The sequence below is a fragment of the Dyadobacter ginsengisoli DSM 21015 genome (assembly GCF_059568735.1).
Genome location: NZ_JCANTY010000009.1, coordinates 24817 through 43425, shown reverse-complemented (window position 1 = coordinate 43425; position 18609 = coordinate 24817). Strand labels below are relative to the sequence as shown.

The window sequence follows — 18609 nt, the reverse complement described above, 5'->3', positions numbered from 1 at the left end:
ATCAACGTTGCAAGCAATCAGGTCTGCTTTTGCACTACGTTAACCGTCTTATCATCAAATTTTTAACTAATTCATAAAACGGTTCAGGCTGTAACGTCCGCCAGTTATTGAGGTGGAGCGTCCCTCCGAAATTAATATAATAGTCTAGCCTGTACTTTTTCCATTGCTCTTCCACATGGTCCCTGAAATTCACCGCGGCGATCCATCCGTCTTCGATGTCGTCGAACCATTCGGCATAGTAATCGTCCTCATTACCGTGAAAATCGAGTACATTTTCCCCCAGCAGTATGAACTGATTAATTCCCTGATCCACCAGCGGGTCTATTACCTGCCGTTTGAAAAACATAATGTCGTTGTGCAGGGCGTCGTTCCATTCTCCGAACATCTCGATGATCACGAAACGCTTCTTGTAGTCCGCAAAAAGGATTTTTACATATAATGTCTCCGACCCGATATCATCCCAAAGCGGGTGGATATAATAACCATAAATCGCATTTTCATAATAATCCAGGTTATAGGTCCGGCCGAAGAACGGTGAGCGCTCATCGTGACTGGCTACATAGTGTTTTTCCCAATTGTAATAGGGTTCTATCTCCTGCATGGCAATGATTTGGAATGGGCAATGAAAAACGAATATAAATGAAAACAGAAAAGAGCTAACCGATGTTACCAATCATTTAAGTCTTAAAATTACTACACCGGATAAATTCATTATTTGGACTTAATATAAATAGTGTTGTAGCTTTGCGACCGATCAAAATTATGGTACCGCATTGGCCGAACTACAGGAAAATAATACAACCCCATTACTCATTCAAACCGAAAAGGCTTTTGAAGAGCTGTACCGTTTGCATTGGGAGAGGGTACTTGCGGTATGCTATCAGGGAACGCGCGATATCGTCCAGGCCGAAGACCTGATGCACGAAATCTTCCAGTCGGTATGGGAGCGGCGCGGTGAACTGCGCGTGCACGGCCCGGTGGCACATTACCTTGTCAGAGCGGCAAAACTTAAACTTCTGGCCTTTCACCGCGATTCGGCCAATCGGCAGATCATTTTCAGCCAGGTGACTGATCCAAAAGCCGGCTCGGAAGAAACCACCCAGCATCTTGTCGACTATCAACTGCTGTCGGAACGCGTCAATGAGCTGGTAGCGGATTTACCACATCCTTGCCAGGAGGTATTTGTCATGAGCAGGCAGGCGGGCATGTCCAACAAAGCGATTGCAGCCTCACTTGTGCTTTCAGAAAAAACAGTCGAATACCACCTCACCCGCGCCCTTCGCTTTCTCGGCAAACACCTGGCCGAATATCAAAACTAAAAAAATCTGTTTCCACACCAGGGGTGTGCGCCCGCCACGCAACTATATCCTCGGAGACGAATTCCGTCTCGCGGGTAGTACGGGATCGATGGACATTACACCAGAACTTTTAAGGCGTTTCAATGCGGGAGAATGCTCCCCGGCTGAAAAACAGGCGGTGGAGCATTGGCTCGACAATCCCGATGCGCCCGACAGCGCGATGGATGCAATTCCTGATGCGATCAGACAGGAGGCAGGCGCACGGGTATGGGATCGCCTGCAGAAGCGGGAAGAGCGGCCATTCCGGCTACAGTACCGGCATTATCTGTCGGGAATAGCGGCTGCGCTCATGTTGGTTGGCGGCATTACCTGGTATTCGGCCAGGATGCGGGCTGAAAAAAACACATTACCCGTAGCCGCAGTACAATCGGTCCGGACACAAAAGGGCGAAACGAAACGGTTTACGCTCCCCGATGGCACAGTTGCCGCGCTGAGCTATGATAGCGAAATACGCTTCCCACTGAAATTCACCGATTCGATACGCCGCGTTTTTCTTTATGGCGAGGCACATTTCACGGTCAGAAAGAATCCTGTACAGCCATTCATCGTCGAAACCCCAATGTCGCAGGCGCGCGTACTTGGGACTGTATTCAATGTAAAAGAGTATCCCGGCGACGGTTCGGCCACATTGCTTGTCACAGAAGGCAGGGTTCGGTTTTCGAATAAAACATCTGCCGGGTCCGCAATCCTGACAGCCGGGCAATCGGGCATTATCGAAGACGGCAAGCTAACGAAGCGTACCACCACCGGTACGGACGCCGGGATTGCCTGGCTGAATAATTCGCTGTATTTCGCCAATATTCCGCTCACACAGGTTGCCCGCGAGCTGGAAAGAAAATACAACGTGCGCATTGACATCGGGACCGACGCATTAAAAAAACAACGTTACACCGGAACATTCAGAAACCCATCGCTGAACGTAGTATTGAGCAGCCTCGGCTATGCCATAGGTTTCAGATACGAAATCAAAGGGGAATACATCAGTTTATATGAATAGCATCCAAAGAATGAACTCCAGAAACAAATCACCCTAGCTGCGAAAAACTAAAGACCCGATGCGCTGTCGCCAAACTTAACATCGGGTCCATGCCAATCAATCGCGGATCAATTAACATTAAAACAAAAATATGCTGCCCGATTATACTTCTCCCCAAACCGGGGCCAAAATCTGCCTTGTCCTTCTTAAAAAAAGCTTTGTTTCCCTGCTTTGTCCATTATTACTCTTTGTCTCCATTGAATCCAGGGCGCAAACCGACGTACTCACAAAGCCGGTGACCTTACGCCTGCAGGAGGTCCGTCTCTCCGAAGCGCTTGCCAATCTCGGTAACCAGACCGGCACTTCAATTTCTTACAGCAGCACGCAGTTGAATGTGGAGAAAAAAGTCAATGCAAACCTGGCGAATGTACCGTTGAGAGACGCCTTGCAACGGCTTGTCGGATCTGCGATGAAGCAGCTTCATGTGCAGGAGAACGTCATTACCATCGAAGTTGCCGAAGGTCGCGGTGCCTTGCGGGGAACGGTGAAAACATCCGACGGCAAACCCGCCGAGTTTGTCAACATCGGTATCAAAGGAACGAGTCGAGGGGGACAGAGCGATGCCAATGGCCAGTTTCTGATCCGCAATATTCCGGCGGGATCACACCGGGTCGTCATTCAATTACTGGGTTATGAGCCCATCGAGCGCATTATGAATATAGAAGCCGACCAGACCGTCACGCTGGAACCTATATTCCTGAACGAGGACAGCAAGGCATTGCAGGAGGTCGTGATCAGCGGGGATATCAATAAATTTTCCAAAAAAGAAAGCGAATACGTAGCCAAACTGCCTGTGAGCAATATGGAAAACCCGCAGGTTTACAGTGCATTGTCCAAGACGCTATTCACAGAACAGCTCATTACCGACTTTTCAAACATCGTCAAGAATGCGCCAGGCGTTTACAAAATCCAGGCCAATCGTGGTATCAACTCCGACGGGGCTACATTTTACGCATTACGCGGTTTCCGCACCGAGCTGTCCATGGTGGATGGCCTGCCTGTGCAAACCAATGGAGAGTTCGATCCGATCAATGTCGAAAAAGTGGAAGTGATCAAAGGGCCTTCGGCTACTTTGTTCGGCAGTTCGGTAACGTCGTTTGGAGGGTTAATGAATATTGTTACCAAAAAGCCGGTTGAAATAGCGGGCGGAGAAATCGGCTACACGACTGGCAGCTTCGGGCTCAACCGTTTGACAGCCGACCTTTACTCACCCATTAATGCTTCCAAAAATCTTTTATTGAGGGTCAATGCCGCCTATCAATACCAGGGCAGCTTCCAGGATGCGGGCTTTCGCAGGAGCCTGGTCATAGCGCCATCATTGGAATACCGTGTCAACGAAAAAATGACTATCCTGCTTAATGCGGGCATTTACCAGGGAGAAATGACCAGTCCGTCGGCCATTTTCCTCAACCGGACCCGGCAGTTTGTCGCACATACGCCTGAAGAGCTCGGTTTTGATTGGGATAAGTCCTACACGAGCAACGATCTGACGATGAAAACGCCGACGATCAATGTGTACGGACAATTGAAATACAAACTTTCCCCAAGCTGGACATCGCAAACTGCATTTTCCAGCAATACCCGGAAATCCGATGGTTTTTACCAATACCAGTTCATTCGCGGGGCCGTAGCGGACACTTTGCTGGAACGCAACATTTCCTTGCAAAACACGACCAACAATGCGATCGACATACAGCAAAATTTTATAGGTGATTTCCAAATAGGTTCCCTGCGCAATCGCATCGTAGTAGGTCTCGATTTCCTAAACCGTACCGCGCATAACAACAACTCGCCTTACATCGTATTCGACAATGTGAGCGGCATTCACAACGATCCTAATTATCTAAAAATCAATCGCATATCCGTGGAAGCACGCCTGGCCGCAAGTACCGATGCGCCTACCCGCAACTACAACTCAGGCAATGTGTACAGCGCCTATTTCTCCGACGTACTCAATGTAACCGACCGCCTGCTTGCAATGATCAGCCTCCGTGTCGACCGATTTGAAAATAAAGGAACATTGAATCACGCTACACGCACCTACGTCGCTAATACCCAGTTCAAGCAAACGGCTTTGTCGCCCAAATTAGGCCTTGTTTATCAGGTGATCAAAGACCGTCTCTCGGTTTTCGGGAATTATATGAACGGCTTCTCCAATATAGCGCCGGTAGCCCAGCCGCTGCCTGATATTTCGGGCGTTTTCAAGCCACAGCAGGCCAACCAGCTTGAAGGCGGGATTAAGCTGGAAAGCTACCAGGGCAAACTGAATATGACTGTCAGCTACTACGATATCAAAGTCGACAACACCACCCGCACGGATGTACTCGTGCGCGACGGCAAGAATTACAACATAACCGTGCAGAACGGGACACAATACAGCCGTGGATTTGAAGTAGAAATTATCGCTAACCCGATAACGGGCCTGAACCTGGTGGCCGGTTACAGCCACAACGACAGCAAACTGACCAAATCGACCGTTGCGCTCGAAGGCCGACGGCCGGCCAATGCGGGCCCTGCCGATCTGGCGAATGCCTGGATCAGCTATAACCTGCCTTTTGGAAAGCTCAAAGGCGTCGGAGCCGGGATCGGCGGCAACTATATCAGTGAGCATTTGACTGCCAATTCAGCCGTGACGGGCATTTTTACGATTCCTTCTTACACCGTCCTGAATTCGACCGTGTTCTATAACACCAAGGCATGGCGCCTGGGCCTGAAACTGGACAATATGCTCGACAAAAAGTATTTCGCAGGGCAGGGGGTACTCGCCCCGCAGATGCCCAGAAACTTCTCGGCCAACCTGGCGATCAAGTTTTAGTTAACGCTAGTGGATTATGAATTAAAAAAGGCTGTCCCGGTTGTGGCAGCCTTTTTTTGATATCCAATATTTCGGATCGCAGATTATAATTCGCGGATCCAGACGTTGCGGAAGCTTGTGGTATTGTTGTGGTCCTGCAACTTGATAGGGCCTTTGCCATGCGGCTCGATCGTAGGCTGACCGATATAAGGAGTTGTTCCCTGGATCATCGTGTGATTTTGAACTAATACACCATTGTGGATCACGGTGATGTAGGGTGGATGCGTCATGTGTCCGTCCTTATTGAAATGTGGCGCGGTATAAACCACGTCATAAGTCTGCCATTCGCCCGGGCCCACTGCGGCATTGACGAGCGGCATAGTTTGCTTGTAGATAGACCCCGCCTGACCGTTTGAATAGGTCGGGTTGTTGTAGCTGTCAAGCACCTGCAATTCGTAAACTCCCTGCATGAAAATACCACTGTTACCGCGACCCTGTCCGTTACCGTCCACTTTTGCGGGAGTTCTCCATTCGATATGTAGTTGGTAATCGCCGAAAGTCTGTTTGGTCTGGATGTCTCCTGATTTCGGAGCGACGGTCATTGCACCATCTGCCACGGTCCAGGGAGCAGGAGACTTTCCATCTTTTCCCGAAACCCACTGATCCAGGTTTTTACCATCAAATAAAACGATCGCGTCGGAAGGGGCTGTGAAGCCGGAAACGGCCGAAGAGCTTTTACCAGGCGTTACAACACGGGGAACCGGGCTCCACAATTCGCTGGATTCAGGAGTTTGTTTAGCTGGTTGCAATTGTGCGTGTGCCGCAAATGCAGTAGCCACGCTGAACGCGGTAAGCATTAATTTTTTCATTGAAAAGTAACCGTTTTAGTCTAATAACTCATTGAAATATTATCGAAAGACAACATTAAGCAAAAAGCAACAACAAAAGGGATTCTCACCTATATAAATGTAATTTTCCCGATTCTTATCACGTAATTTGCAGGGCTAAAGGCATTCGTAGCCTGATTGCTAATCTAAAACCGACTAAGCTTACTGTAAGTATGTTTAAAACCAACCGTTCACTTTTTCAATTAATCGCCTCTGGGGTAGCTGCTTTTGCCATGCATTCCGCCTATGCCCAGCAGCCCATTCCTCTCAACGACCTCAGTGCTTTTACGACCAAATCCAGTGACTGGAAGATCGTCGGCAATGCGACAGCCGACATGACGAAAGAAAATGCGCTGGTCACCAGCCCAGGCAAGGGCGTCCTCGCGTGCACGCACGAGAAAGGCAAATATGGCAGCGACTATGAGCTGATCTCCAATTTCAAGCACGGCGACCTCGACATTGAGCTGGATTTCATGATGAGCAAAGGTTCCAACTCAGGAATCTATCTGCAAGGCAATTACGAAGTTCAGCTTTTTGATAGCTGGGGAAAAAAAGGCGCCAAATACAACGATGCCGGCGGCATCTACGAACGCTGGAACGACTCCAAGCCAGAAGGCGAAAAAGGATACGAAGGTTACGCTCCCCGTTTCAATGTAGCCAAAGCACCAGGGCTGTGGCAACATATCAAAATCTCTTACCAGGCGCCCCGTTTCGATGCCAATGGCAAAAAAATCGCCAATGCAGTATTCCTTTCGGTAGTGCTGAACGGCGTAACGATCCACGAAAATGTGGAAGTAAGCGGTCCTACCCGCGGTTCGCTTACGGCAGAAGATGTACCTATGGGCCCGATCCGCATCCAGGGTGACCATGGATCGCTGGCGATCAAAAACATTGTGATCAACAACTTTGATAAAAAACCAGCCACCCTTTCCGAATTGAGCTATAAAACCTATTACGGCGGCTTGTCGGAAATTGAAGACCTTTCCAAACATACGCCTGCAGAAACCGGCAAATCGGAGTCGCTGAACTGGGAGATTCTGAAAGAGAACAACAACTATTCTTACGTTTACATTGGACGTTTCAACGCGGCTACCGAAGGCGATTACAACTTCCGTTTACAGGCTTCGGGTAATTCATACCTGAAAATCGACGGTAAGGATGTGATCAAGCCGGAATGGAAGTCGAACAACGAGTTCCGCAATGGCAAAGTGAACCTGAAAGCGGGCGACCACACCATCGAGATCTTCAATAACAAAAGAGATGGCTGGATGCGCCCTGTACTGGGACTCTGGGCCAGCGGCCCCGGCTTCCGTGAAGTCGCTTACCACGCAAAAAGCTCAGCCATGGGCGGCGGTTCAACCGACCCGATCCTGATCACAGCTCCTACCAACACGATTACCCGCAGCTTTATGGATTTCCGCAAGGACGATAAAGCCAAAAGAACACGCGTTGTACATGCGGTTTCGGTAGGAAGCCCTTCGAGCCTGCATTACACTTACGACCTCGATAAGGGAACGATCCTGCAAGTATGGCGCGGCGAGTTCCTCGATGCAACCCCGATGTGGCACGACCGCGGTGATGGCTCTTCCCGTCCGCGCGGCAGCGTGACCCTGCTTGGCGATGATATGTTTTTGGGCAAATCAGGTAAATCAAAATGGGAGTCGGACACGACCGGCAGCGGATACCGTCCGAAAGGATACGTACTCGATGACGCAGACGCGCCTACCTTCCAATACCAGGCATTCGGATCTGCGATCACCGATTATATCTCGGTCGTGAATAACCAGTATTTCGAGCGGATAGTGAAGGTAAACAACCCGGCGAAAGACCTCGTTGCACGCCTGGCCGACGGGACTTCCATTGAAAAAATTTCGGAGGGACTTTATGCCGTAGACGACAAATCGTACTACATCCAGCTTGCCGACAAAAAAATTAAACCGGAAATCAGAAGCGCCAACGGACAGCAGGAACTGATCGTACCCGTTACCAACGGCGAAGTGAAGTATTCTATCCTATTCTGATTTTAACCTTATTATATCTGATTGATAATGAAAAAACTTGCTCACATAGCATTCGCTCTTTTGGCTGGCCTTTCTACGCTGAAAGCGCAGGAGTCTCCGAAAGAAGAAGATTTTTATAAAATTATTACACCGCCTATCCCGGAAGGCATTATCCTTGAGGTGGGTGGTTTGACAACCATGCCCAATGGTTCACTAGCCCTTTCCACACGTCGGGGTGAAGTTTGGATCGTGGATAACCCAACCAGCCGCACGCCATATTTCCGCAAGTTTGCAACCGGTTTGCACGAAATCCTGGGTCTGGCTTACAAGGAAGGCGCATTATACTGCGCACAGCGTGGCGAACTGACCAAGCTGGTTGATAAAAACGGCGACGGCAAGGCTGACATTTACGAAACAGTTTACGCATGGCCATTGTCAGGACACTATCACGAATACTCCTTTGGTCCCAAACTGGCACCGGATGGCAGCTTCTTCGTGAGTGGTAACGTTGCATTCGGTGATGAAGAATGGTGGAGAGGCGAGAGCCGTGTGCCAGGCCGTGGATGGATCTTCCATATTACCAACGACGGCAAATACGAGCCTTATGCGACCGGTGTGCGCTCCCCTGCGGGTATCAGCATGCTGAACGGAGAACTGTTCTACACCGACAACCAGGGCGACTGGATGGGTACAGGAGGTATTTTCCAGGTTAAAAAGGGAGGTTTCATGGGCCACCCCGCGGGCCTGAAATGGGCAGGACTTCCCAATTCACCTGTAAAATTGACTGAAAAGCAATTCTTCGCAGAGCGTGACAACCGCCAGAACAAGGATGCACAAGGCCGTGCGATCAAGCCTGAAAACACATTGGGAGAAGAGCCTCAGTTCCTTTACCAATTGAAACAGAAATACGATATGGTACAGCTTCCCGCTGTATGGTTACCTTATGGCGTTCACGGTGTTTCGACTTCCGAGTTGATCCTCGACGACACTAAAGGAAATTTTGGCCCTTTCACCGGACAGGTTTTTGTGGGTGACCAGGGACAAAGCAACATTATGCGTGTGGTGTTGGAAAAAGTGAAAGGCGAGTACCAGGGTGCCAGCATCGGTTTCCGCAGCGGGTTCCAGTCAGGCGTGTTGCGTATGGCGTTCGATAAGGACGGATCGATGTTCGTAGGCGAAACCAACCGCGGATGGGGTTCTGCCGGCGATGCCAACCAGGGCTTGCAGCGTTTGGTATGGAATGGTAAAATGCCATTTGAAATGTACACCGTAAAAGCACAGCCGGATGGTTTCGAGATCGAATTCACGATGCCTGTGGATCGCAAATCTGCCGAAGATCTGGACTCGTACAATGTAAGCAGCTATCTCTACAAGCACTATCCTGTATACGGAAGTCCGCAGATCAATCTGCAAGACGTAAAAATCGCCGGTGTGAAAGTATCCGACGACAACAAGAGAGTACGCATCGTTCTGGACGGTATGCGTCAGTACTATGTGCACAAAATTTCGCTGGAAGGCGTTCGTTCAGCGACCAACAGCTGGTCACTCGTCCACCCGGATGCTTACTACACGCTCAACAACATCCCTGACGGCGAAAAAATGAAAGTATCTGACCTCAAGACTACCCGCTCAGGCAAAGCATCGGCCTCTGTACCGACAGAACCTGCAAAAGAGCACGTTTCGCCCGACGGAAAAGGAAAAGCTACCCCAGCGAAAGCGGGTGCGGCAAAGGCACCCACCTGGGAAGAAGTGAAGCCGTTACTGGCTAAAAACACTTGCCTGGCCTGCCACGCGCCGGACAAGAAAGTGGTCGGCCCGTCCTATGCAGATGTTGCCAAACGTAAATACAGCAACGAGAAAATCGTAGAGCTGATTTACGCGCCAAAACCGGAAAACTGGCCTGACTATGCGACCCCAATGGCACCTATGCCTCAGGTCCCCAAAGCAGAAGCGGCAAAAATAGCCGCCTGGATCAACTCCCTTGCGAAATAAGGGAAAGTTCAAACAGGCTGTAAAATAGAAGTTCGAAAAAGGCTGCTTCCTCCGCGAAAGCAGCCTTTTTCATTTGGGCCGGTGATATCCACATTATGTTTTAAAGCATTATATTCACATTACAAATCAGCCAGATACCACCCGCATTGCACGTTTTGGCACTGAAAATGCGTTAGTTGATATTGAATGTTACCAAAGCTATGTCTACTCTGCGTGCCCCGTCTTTTTTTAGATCTGTGAAGGGAAAGATCCTGCTGGGTTTTTTCATTGCTTCCATTGCGATGGCTGCTTCATGGATCACCAGCAAACTGGCATTTGATAATATGCTCAGCAAGCTGGAAGTGCTATCCACTCCCAATGACAAACTCAGGCTTGTCAACAAGACCTTCAAAAACATATTACAACTCGACCACCTTCAGAATGAACGAAAACTGAAAGGGGAGGAAATGGACGACGAAGTAATGGCCCAGTCCAATGAGCTCCTCTCTACGCTCGACTCGCTGAGTGATATGAGCCTCGGGGATGATATGCAGATCATCCGGATTGACTCGATGAAGAACATTCTGAAAGCGCGGGACAAGATCTATGGCAACTACGTGAAGGTCCGGACGAAATTGGTGAGCAATAAGGCACTCGAAGACGAAGTCAAATCCATCTCCGGCCTCATTACGACCAAACTCAAACCCGACAGCACGGTAGTCAAGACCGAGAAAAGAACAACCACCACGACCGTATACACCGAGGTTCCGGATACGGCGCAGAAAGCAAGTGAAAAAAAAGGATTTTTCGGACGCGTTTTCGGCAATAACAAGAAAAACAAGAAGGCGCCCACCGAACCTGCAAAGGTGGTTCAAAAGCAAGAGGTCAATGTACAAGTAGATACCATTCGAGTTGCCAAGGAAGATAGTACTATCGAAAAAGTAGGCGAGGCCGTACATGCGATTGAAAAGCAACAGAAGATAAGGACCAACACCTTCGTGGATCGCGAGCAGGAACTGGCGACCGCAGGCAACTCACTCGTCAAACAGCTTCTGAGCGTCATGCAGGAAGTGGAAGCAGAAGTGCTCAAAGATTCAGATCGCGGCAGTATTCAGGCCAAAAGCATCGTTGAAGGAAGTATCGGGTATCTGGAATGGATCATGCTTGGCTTCTTTGTACTTACAGCGGGAATGGCCTACCTGATCTTTACCGACATTACAAGAAGCAACGATTACCGCGAGCAGCTCGAAGAGGCCAAGGAAGAGGCGGAGTACCATAGCATGGCCAAACAACGGTTCCTGGCGAATATGAGTCACGAGATCCGGACGCCGCTACAATCCATTATCGGCTATACAGAAGCATTAAAAAGTGAAGAAAAACCACGCAAACAGGATCTGGAAACATTGCATTCAGCATCCGAGCACTTACTATATCTCGTGAATGAGGTGCTGGACTACAGTCGTATCATTTCAGATCGCTTTACATTTGAGGACCGCGTGTTCTCTATTAATCCGCTGCTGAACGAGGTGATACAGGTACTGCGTCCCAATGCACTGTCAAAAGGGTTGGTGTTGAAACTTGAAAATAACCTTACTCCGAACCTATACCTGCATGGTGACCCGTTCCGGCTGAGGCAGGTTCTGTACAACTTGCTGACAAATGCAATCAAGTTTACCGAGACTGGTGAAGTCGTATTGAAAGTGAACGGACATGAATCGGGGGATCGCGTGAAGGTCGAATACCAGGTTTCAGATACAGGCATCGGGCTTTCGCCGGAGCAGGTTCAACGCATTTTCAACCAGTTTGAGCAGGCTGACCCGTCGATCCAGCGCCGATACGGTGGCACCGGTCTGGGGCTCAGTATTGTAAAAGCCCTGGTGGAAGGCATGTCCGGCAATGTGCATGTTACCAGTACGCAGGGGCAGGGCACAACTTTTTTTGTCACCACCAGTATGAAAAAAGCAGAGACATTGGAATTGACAGAGGAAGCCCCCGAAAGGAGTTACCGTATCCAAGGCAAAGTCTGGCTCGTGGACGATGACGCATTTATCCTAAAATGGTGCTCCTCGGTTCTGGAAATGAATGGTATTCCGCATACTGCATTCTCCTCCGCCGAAGAGGTGCTGAGCCGTCCCTGGGACAATCAGGTCAAATTCATCCTGACCGATATGCGTATGTCGGGCATGAACGGTGCAGAGCTTTGCAAAAGGCTGCGCCGATCGGCCCCTGAGGATGTCAGGTTTTTCGTCCTGACCGCGCAGGCACTGCCCGAAGAGCGAAAAAAATTACTGGGTATGGGCTTTGACGGATATCTCATGAAACCATTCCATTCCAGAGATTTACTGGAGTTGCTCGAAGCATCGTCCGACTCTGATGTTCCACTGCCCGCCAAGCCGCTCGATCATGCGGAATTTGATTTCTCAGTGCTGAATGAAATGACTTTCGGTGATGAAGGCCTCTTGCGTGAAATACTGGATCAATTTGTCAAAGATTCGCGAGAGGACATTCGCTCGTTGCGAAGCCACATAGCGGCAGGGGAGTTCTCACATGCGCAGGAACTCACGCACAGAATGGCAGGCAGAACCGGCCAGATCGGTGCGAAAGATTTGTCGGCGCGATTCAGGAACCTGGAAATCGGGCTTCGTGAAAGCCCTCTTGACGTCGCAATGGAAGAAATGGTCGCGGTGGTCAATGACGCGGCGGCGGTAATCGAGCAAGTGGAGGAAAAAGCCCTCACCTACTCGATATGATATTTCTCGATTTTGTAATATAAGGTCTTGCGGTCGATGTTCAGGAGCTTCGCAGCTTTGCTCTTATTGTATCGTACTTCCTGCAACACTTTTTCGATCATCTCCTTTTCATGCGTTTCCTGCAAAGCTTTAAGATCCGAGCCGGCTGCCGGTTTTTGCTGATCTTCCATGGCAGTGATCATTTCCGAAGGTAACGCACCCAGCGTGGCCACTTCTTCTTTGGAAAGCAATACAAGCCGCTTGATCACGTTGTTCAGCTCTCGCAAATTGCCGGGCCAGTCGTACTTTTGAAACACGTCCATGACCTCCTTAGACAGCTCCCTTACATTACGTTCCAGTTCCTGGTTAGCCTTGTCGACAAAATGCTGAACAAAAATCGGCAGATCCTCTCCCCGCTTCCGTAATGCCGGCACTTCAATCTTAAACTCATTTAAACGGTGATAAAGATCTTCGCGGAAATCTCCTGTGGCAGCACTGGACATCAGGTCCTCATTGGTGGCAGCAATCAGACGAACATTCACCTTTACCTGTTGTGTACCTCCAATCGGAACGATGATCCGTTCCTGCAGCGCTCTCAATAGTTTGATTTGTATGTCGTAGCTAAGGTTCCCAATCTCATCCAGAAACAAGGTACCCCCATCTGCGGCTTCGAACTGACCGATCTTATCTTGCAATGCACCGGTAAATGCACCTTTTTTGTGCCCAAAGAGCTCGCTGGCTGCCAGGTCTTTGGATAAGGAACCGCAGTCGATCGCAACGAATGGGCCATCGGCCCGCTTGCTCAGCCGGTGAATGGACTTCGCCACGTGTTCCTTGCCCGTACCACTTTCCCCCTGAATGATAACTGACATATCCGTAGGTGCCACCAGCCTTACATATTCAAAGAGTTGTTTGGCAATCTTACTTTTCCCTTCGATGTAGTCAAGAGATTGTTTTTCGGCTTTCGCATTAGGTTTCGCCTTGGATGCTGTTTTCACACTCATCACCTCTCCTTTATTAAGCGCTTCTCTTAATACCATCAGCAGCTCTTCCGGGTTGACCGGCTTTGTAATATAGTCGAAAGCTCCGATCTGCATGGCTGTTACCGCTGTTCGGACATCATGAAAACTGGTCATGATAAAGGCAGGGGTTCGGTTACCTTCGCTCCGGAGTGTTTTGAGAAAATCCACAGAATTGCCATCCGGGAGACGATAGTCCAGCATCAGCACCTCAAATGGCCCGTCAGGATCATTTTTCCCGAGGGTTTCCTTCGCTTCTTTAATGCTTGAACAGACTTTTACCTGATGACCATGCTTGCCGAGAAAATTGGTGAGCAGCTTTGAAAATGTGGAATCGTCTTCAATGAGGAGCAGATGAGCCATGGGGTTATACTATTTCAGAAAAATAAATACTAATTAACGAGTGGGTAACATGTAAAATTATAAAAACAAACACCAAAAAGCCGGAGAAATCTCCGGCTTTTCATGATGAGTCCGTCAGAGGCTTAGAAACATCGATTCTAGTCTATTTTCTTTCCGTACTTATCCAGATTGAGTGTAGAAGTTTCCTCCGCGCGCTTCATATTGATTTCGTAATACTGTGAATTATCATCGCGGGTAACCAGATAGGCACTGCTGATTTTCCACTCTGAGTAAGAGCCAGCGAGTGTACTTTTGACAGCTTCCGGTAAATCTTCCGGTCTTACTGCTACTTTGCTTTGCGTGGTAATAACGTAGCCGCGTTCATGCAAATGTGTTGTTGCATCGGCATTCGAAACGCCGGCAAATATCAGAAGGGCGATGGCTATCGGGGTGATTCGCATAGTGGATCGGGCATTTAATTTTTAGGATATATAGAAAAAGATATTGTGCCAAGACAGGGAATGCACAAAAAAAGTTGATAATCAGATACTAACCAATTTTTGTACAAAACTATGTAACCGGCAGAAAAGGGAGTAACTCCTCAACTTGTAGAATTTCGCGCCATTAAGGGAAATTCAATGTCCATGTTGCGATTGTACCCATATCTTATTAAAGCAACTAAAAAAAATTCAAATTTTTTTAAATGATTATTTCTTTGTTAAAAACATTATCGCTTATATTTGCGTAGAAATTATTTACACCAACAAAGTAGCACAACTACTACACACCACAGAACTCATAACGCTATACATTCATATATTGAATTATACATCAGGCATTTAATACTCAACGTTATTTAATTTATTACAATCGGCTAGTCTGAAAACAAAAAGAGTCCCGTCGGGACTCTTTTTGTTTTCAATTGCTCGTCATGGCCACTCACCCCTTTCTCTTTTTCCCCTTCATGATCTAAAGCAATCAAAGGTACGTAGGTCTTTCAAAGTCTTTCGAACACACGGAAGGTGACTCAAAACCTTTATTGTTATGAACAAAAACACAAAAACAAGACAAAACTCCGGCAAGGGAGAGGAGGAAATCGCGTCGGTTGTTAACAGACGTTTGTTTTTGCGCTCAGCCGGATTAGCCACTTCATTGGGAACGATCGTGATCGCAGCTGGTTGCAATGACGACGACGACCAGATGATTCCAGGAACAGGCGACACAGTCGATCTTGGTTCAGGAGACATTGGTGTACTCAACTATGCATACGCTCTTGAACAACTCGAAGCAGCATTCTACACACAAGTGATCGCGACGCCTTATGCAGGTATGACCGACGCCGAAAAAACAATTCTTACCGACATCCGTGACCATGAGATCGTCCACCGTGACTTTTTCAAGACTGCGCTGGGTGATAAAGCAATCAAAGGACTTACACCCAACTTCGCCGCCATCGACTTCACCAAGAGGGATGCGGTATTGGGCGCGGCCAAATTATTCGAAGATACCGGCGTCGCAGCCTACAATGGTGCCGGAAAACTGATCAAGGACTCTAATTATCTCCTGCTAGCCGGCAAAATTGTGTCGGTGGAAGCACGCCATGCTGCCGTAATCCGCGATCTGATCAACCCAAAGTCTGCGGATTTCGCTGGTGACGACATCATCGATGCCAACGGAATGGACAAGGCAGTTGCACCTGCCGATATTCTGTTGGCCGTGAAGGTTTACGTAAAGGATACAATCACAGGAGCCAACGTGGGTAAATAGTTTTTAACACAAACCGGATCAGACACAATGAATATTTTCAAGATCATAGATCAATTTCAGCAAATCGACGGCGACGCCCTTGGACGCCTTGAGTACGCATCGCGCCGTCATTTTATGAACAGAATAGGCAGCAAGCTCGCAGCAGCGGCCGTTCCCACTACATTTGCGGCCGTGGTCAACAAGGCTTTCGCGCAGTCGGCTGGTGCGATTGAAGTACTGAATTACGCCCTGACGCTCGAATACCTGGAAGATGAATTCTACAAAGCGGGTAATGCAGCTGCCAACCTCATTCCCGCCTCCGACAAAGCGATCTTCACGCAAATTGGTAAACACGAGACCCAGCACGTAGCATTCCTGGCCAAAGCCTTGGGGAACAAAGCGATCCCGAAACCGACGTTTGATTTCAAATACGGCGGCGCATTCGGCGATGTTTTTACCAATTACAAGACGTTCGTGACGGTTTCCAGCGCTTTGGAAGACACTGGTGTGCGTGCTTACAAAGGCCAGGCAGGCGCGTTGATCGCCGATCCGCAAATCCTTGAATATGCTTTACAGATACATTCGGTGGAAGCACGCCACGCTGCGGTGGCTCGCAGGCTTGCCGCTACTTTATTGGGGAATCCGGCCATGAAAGGCTGGATCACAGGCAAGGAAGGTGCGGTAGCTCCGATTTATGCCGGGGAAGACAATATGATGCAAGGCGGTAAAGACCTCAAAGGGCTGGCATCTAAATCCGACGCCGCCATTACCGAAGCTTTCGACGAGCCGTTGAAAAAAGAGGAGGTACTCGCCATTGCAGGGCCGTTTATCAAATCATAAGCCGCCTCCCTGTTGAGCATATACATGCACTTCTAAAGTGAGTAATGTTCGAAATGCAACTACACACTATTAATGATCAGGAGGTTACCATCAGCGGTAACTTCCTTTTTATTTAAAACACTTCTTAAATAGCGTCGCGATATGGCTTAACAAGGATCGTTTATGTAAATTTGGAAAACATGTTACACCCGTTTTCCTGAACCTAGTAATGATTCCCGAGTTGAATAGAAGAGGTTTTCTCAAACAAAGCGGCCTTACGGCGCTAGCCACCGCTATGGGCTCCCGCATTGTCTTTTCCCATCATATGCCCCAAGGCTACACACCGTTGTTTCTCGACGAAAAGGATGCATTGAAAGGTAAAAGCGCAGAAATGATAGTTCAGGGCGATAAACCCTGGAATGTGGAGACGCCCGTACATCTGCTGGACGACCGTGTTACACCGGTCGAGAAAATGTTTATCCGTAACAACGGACTAATTCCGGAGAAAATAGATGTCGCGAACTGGACACTGACGATCGACGGCGAATCGGTAAAAGCCCCGAAAACGTACTCTCTTGCCGACCTTAAAAGCAAATTCAAGCACTACACCTATCAACTGGTACTCGAATGCGGCGGTAACGGACGCTCGGGTTACCAGCCCCAGGCCTCCGGCAATCAGTGGGGGCAGGGTGCCGTTCATTGTGCACAATGGACCGGCATCAGGTTAAAAGACCTATTAAATGATGTCGGTGTCAAGAGTGACGCTGTATATATCGGTTATCACGGCAAAGACCTGCATTTAAGCCGTGACCCAAAAAAGGAATCCATTTCGCGTGGCGTCCCCATTGCAAAAGCCATGGAAAATGAAACGCTCATTGCCTGGCAGATGAACGGCAAGGATATTCCAGAATTCCACGGCTATCCGTTACGCCTTGTTATCGGAGGCTGGCCGGCTTCCGTGTCCGGGAAGTGGCTAAGCAGCATTTCAGTCAGGAATAAAGTACATGATGGCGCCAAGATGGAAGGGCATAGTTACAAAATGCCCCGAAATCCGGTTGCTCCCGGCACCGACATACCGACTACCGACGAGTACTACAGAATTATCGAATCGATGCCTGTGAAATCACTCATCACTTATCCCAAATCCGGCGCGATGATCGATAAAACCGATCTCGCTTTACGCGGACATGCATGGGCAGGCGACCACACCGTGAAGAAGGTTGAAATTTCTATCGACTTTGGCGCCACGTGGAAGGAATGTAAGTTGGAAGAACCCGTCAACCGGCTGGCGTGGCAGCACTGGACTGCGAATGTGAAGTTTCCTACCAGCGGTTACTATGAGGTGTGGGTAAAAGCTACTGATGATGCCGGCAATGCGCAACCTATGCTCACACCTGCCTGGAATCCGGGTGGATATCTGAACAATGCCTGCGAACGCATCGCGGTAAAAGTAGGCTAAAGACCTTATTCAAATGCCTCCGGGCTAATCATATAACCCATGAAAACGCTGTTATTGATGCTGCTGAGCGCAGGCATTGCCTCCCAGGTGTTGCCGGATGGGCCGGTAGAACAGACTGTTCCCATTGTGGCACTGGCCGACACCGTCAAAAAAGACGCTGAGACAGGCCTCGTTGTCGATGAAAACCTCTATATGGTCAAGGCGCAATGCACGAGTTGCCATTCCTCCAAGCTCATTGTTGCCAACCGTTTTACACGTGACGGATGGAAACAGAAGATCCGGTGGATGCAGGCAAACCATAACCTGTGGGAACTTGGCGATACCGAAAAGCAGGTGCTCGACTATCTCGAAAAAAATTACTCCCCAACTGCCTCAGTCGCAAGGAGAGCCCCGTTGAAAGACATTAAATGGTATAAACTGGATCAAAACTGATCGGAAACAATCCCTAT

Annotated in this window: 14 protein-coding genes; 10 read left to right on the top strand and 4 right to left on the bottom strand. The window is 48.9% G+C overall.

Features of this window, described 5'->3' with window-relative positions:
• Positions 1-34 precede the first annotated feature (34 nt).
• Complete coding sequence (locus BP71_RS29570) at positions 35-601, bottom strand: hypothetical protein (RefSeq protein ID WP_496385215.1); 567 nt, start codon at positions 599-601, stop codon at positions 35-37.
• A 172-nt stretch (positions 602-773) separates the two neighbouring features.
• Between BP71_RS29570 and BP71_RS29565 the strand changes: the two genes are divergently transcribed.
• From BP71_RS29565 to BP71_RS29555, 3 genes are all read left to right on the top strand, one after another.
• Complete coding sequence (locus BP71_RS29565; RefSeq protein ID WP_496385214.1) at positions 774-1319, top strand: RNA polymerase sigma factor; 546 nt, start codon at positions 774-776, stop codon at positions 1317-1319.
• Positions 1320-1344: 25 nt separating this feature from the next.
• Entirely contained in the window at positions 1345-2355 is a 1011-nt protein-coding gene (locus BP71_RS29560) for a FecR family protein (protein WP_496385213.1), read from the top strand.
• A gap of 130 nt (positions 2356-2485) precedes the next feature.
• Complete coding sequence (locus tag BP71_RS29555) at positions 2486-5209, top strand: TonB-dependent siderophore receptor (protein WP_496385212.1); 2724 nt, start codon at positions 2486-2488, stop codon at positions 5207-5209.
• A gap of 83 nt (positions 5210-5292) precedes the next feature.
• On the opposite strand, the gene BP71_RS29550 is transcribed toward BP71_RS29555, so the two are convergent.
• Positions 5293-6057, bottom strand: coding sequence for a 3-keto-disaccharide hydrolase (locus BP71_RS29550; RefSeq protein WP_496385211.1), 765 nt, complete (start codon positions 6055-6057; stop codon positions 5293-5295).
• Between the two features lie 191 nt (positions 6058-6248).
• Between BP71_RS29550 and BP71_RS29545 the strand changes: the two genes are divergently transcribed.
• The 3 genes from BP71_RS29545 (at position 6249) to BP71_RS29535 (ending at position 12796) form a co-directional block, all read left to right on the top strand.
• On the top strand, positions 6249-8096 hold the full coding sequence (locus BP71_RS29545) for a 3-keto-alpha-glucoside-1,2-lyase-like domain-containing protein (protein ID WP_496385210.1): 1848 nt from the start codon (positions 6249-6251) through the stop codon (positions 8094-8096).
• Between the two features lie 27 nt (positions 8097-8123).
• Positions 8124-10067, top strand: a complete 1944-nt coding sequence (locus BP71_RS29540; RefSeq protein WP_496385208.1) for a c-type cytochrome — start codon at positions 8124-8126, stop codon at positions 10065-10067.
• A 200-nt stretch (positions 10068-10267) separates the two neighbouring features.
• Positions 10268-12796 carry an ATP-binding response regulator gene (locus tag BP71_RS29535; RefSeq protein ID WP_496385206.1) on the top strand — a complete coding sequence of 843 codons (2529 nt, stop codon included), beginning with the start codon at positions 10268-10270 and terminating at the stop codon, positions 12794-12796.
• On the opposite strand, the gene BP71_RS29530 is transcribed toward BP71_RS29535, so the two are convergent.
• Both BP71_RS29530 and BP71_RS29525 read right to left on the bottom strand, forming a co-directional pair.
• Positions 12784-14157: a sigma-54-dependent transcriptional regulator gene (locus BP71_RS29530; RefSeq protein WP_496385205.1), complete on the bottom strand. Its 1374-nt coding sequence runs from the start codon at positions 14155-14157 to the stop codon at positions 12784-12786. The genes BP71_RS29535 and BP71_RS29530 overlap by 13 nt on opposite strands.
• Before the next feature lie 137 nt (positions 14158-14294).
• Positions 14295-14597 carry a hypothetical protein gene (locus tag BP71_RS29525; RefSeq protein ID WP_496385204.1) on the bottom strand — a complete coding sequence of 101 codons (303 nt, stop codon included), beginning with the start codon at positions 14595-14597 and terminating at the stop codon, positions 14295-14297.
• Between the two features lie 583 nt (positions 14598-15180).
• On the opposite strand from BP71_RS29525, the gene BP71_RS29520 reads away from it, so the two are divergent.
• From BP71_RS29520 to BP71_RS29505, 4 genes are all read left to right on the top strand, one after another.
• Complete coding sequence (locus BP71_RS29520; RefSeq protein ID WP_496385203.1) at positions 15181-15903, top strand: ferritin-like domain-containing protein; 723 nt, start codon at positions 15181-15183, stop codon at positions 15901-15903.
• A gap of 27 nt (positions 15904-15930) precedes the next feature.
• Positions 15931-16722, top strand: coding sequence for a ferritin-like domain-containing protein (locus BP71_RS29515; RefSeq protein ID WP_496385202.1), 792 nt, complete (start codon positions 15931-15933; stop codon positions 16720-16722).
• Between the two features lie 208 nt (positions 16723-16930).
• Positions 16931-18160 (top strand): sulfite oxidase, encoded by a 1230-nt coding sequence (locus BP71_RS29510; RefSeq protein ID WP_496385201.1) that lies wholly within the window; start codon positions 16931-16933, stop codon positions 18158-18160.
• A gap of 39 nt (positions 18161-18199) precedes the next feature.
• Entirely contained in the window at positions 18200-18592 is a 393-nt protein-coding gene (locus BP71_RS29505; RefSeq protein WP_496385200.1) for a hypothetical protein, read from the top strand.
• Positions 18593-18609: the final 17 nt, after the last annotated feature.

Coding starts and splice junctions, on each gene's coding strand:
- BP71_RS29570 (WP_496385215.1), bottom strand. CDS start 601: ATGCAGGAGATAGAACCCTATTACAATTGGGAAAAACACTATGTAGCC.
- BP71_RS29555 (WP_496385212.1), top strand. CDS start 2,486: ATGCTGCCCGATTATACTTCTCCCCAAACCGGGGCCAAAATCTGCCTT.
- BP71_RS29550 (WP_496385211.1), bottom strand. CDS start 6,057: ATGAAAAAATTAATGCTTACCGCGTTCAGCGTGGCTACTGCATTTGCG.
- BP71_RS29545 (WP_496385210.1), top strand. CDS start 6,249: ATGTTTAAAACCAACCGTTCACTTTTTCAATTAATCGCCTCTGGGGTA.
- BP71_RS29540 (WP_496385208.1), top strand. CDS start 8,124: ATGAAAAAACTTGCTCACATAGCATTCGCTCTTTTGGCTGGCCTTTCT.
- BP71_RS29535 (WP_496385206.1), top strand. CDS start 10,268: ATGTCTACTCTGCGTGCCCCGTCTTTTTTTAGATCTGTGAAGGGAAAG.
- BP71_RS29530 (WP_496385205.1), bottom strand. CDS start 14,157: ATGGCTCATCTGCTCCTCATTGAAGACGATTCCACATTTTCAAAGCTG.
- BP71_RS29525 (WP_496385204.1), bottom strand. CDS start 14,597: ATGCGAATCACCCCGATAGCCATCGCCCTTCTGATATTTGCCGGCGTT.
- BP71_RS29520 (WP_496385203.1), top strand. CDS start 15,181: ATGAACAAAAACACAAAAACAAGACAAAACTCCGGCAAGGGAGAGGAG.
- BP71_RS29515 (WP_496385202.1), top strand. CDS start 15,931: ATGAATATTTTCAAGATCATAGATCAATTTCAGCAAATCGACGGCGAC.
- BP71_RS29510 (WP_496385201.1), top strand. CDS start 16,931: ATGATTCCCGAGTTGAATAGAAGAGGTTTTCTCAAACAAAGCGGCCTT.
- BP71_RS29505 (WP_496385200.1), top strand. CDS start 18,200: ATGAAAACGCTGTTATTGATGCTGCTGAGCGCAGGCATTGCCTCCCAG.